Below are 799 nucleotides of genomic sequence, written 5' to 3' on the forward strand. Positions count from 1 at the left end.
CATTGACCTGGATTTTCGCCGAACGAACACCCTTCAAATCAGTGATAATCCGCTTCAAACTCATCCCAGAGATCTCCTGCAAATGCCGGCCAATCGCCAACGCAGCGAACACCACAGTCAAATGAGCATCAATGGCGTCCTCATCCCTGTGGAACACCGGACGAGCGGAAAGGTCACTCTTGGTCATACGGAATGACGCTTCAACCTGCCAGAGGTCATGGTACGAATCAAGGACCTGCTGACCTTTCATCACCGACTGGTCAATATTCGTGACGTAGCCCTTCAATCCGGCCAGCATACGGGCACGCTCAATACGTGCCTCATCGACTTCAGGCTTCGTCCCGGTCGTTTTCACGAACCGTGCTTTACGCATCTGGCTTGTGCCTTCAGCAATGCCCATGGCACGGCGTTCCATCAGGTTGATGTTCCGATTATCAGTGACGAAACGCTTCGCAGACCATTGATAAATCACTCGGCGTTCTCGGCCTTTTGCACCGGTGCCCATGACGCGCTTCGATTCCAGGATCTGCCCGTTGGCGAACCGGTTGCCCTTCGTATCGAAATGTTCTTGCAAGTCATAAGGTGCTTTGGCCATACGCGAGCCGACGATGAATTTGAACCCAGCATCTTCCAAAGCGGTCAGATTCGCGGCGGAGAGCATGCCGGCATCAGCGACGACCACCATGTCGGTGATACCGTGCCGCTCCTGAAACGCTTGGACCACCGGAACGATCGTGGTGGTCTCGGCCTTGTTCCCGGCAAACATATGCATTTCCAGCGGGAACCCGGCCGGGTCCAC

The 799-nt window shown here is 55.1% G+C and carries 1 protein-coding gene; it reads right to left on the reverse strand.

The features are described from left to right. The coding region (locus tag ACT3UA_RS18960) for an IS1634 family transposase (protein WP_444617887.1) at positions 1 to 799 on the reverse strand (799 nt) is incomplete at both ends.

The organism is Glutamicibacter sp. 363 (assembly GCF_052379505.1).
Taxonomy (GTDB): Bacteria; Actinomycetota; Actinomycetes; order Actinomycetales; family Micrococcaceae; genus Glutamicibacter.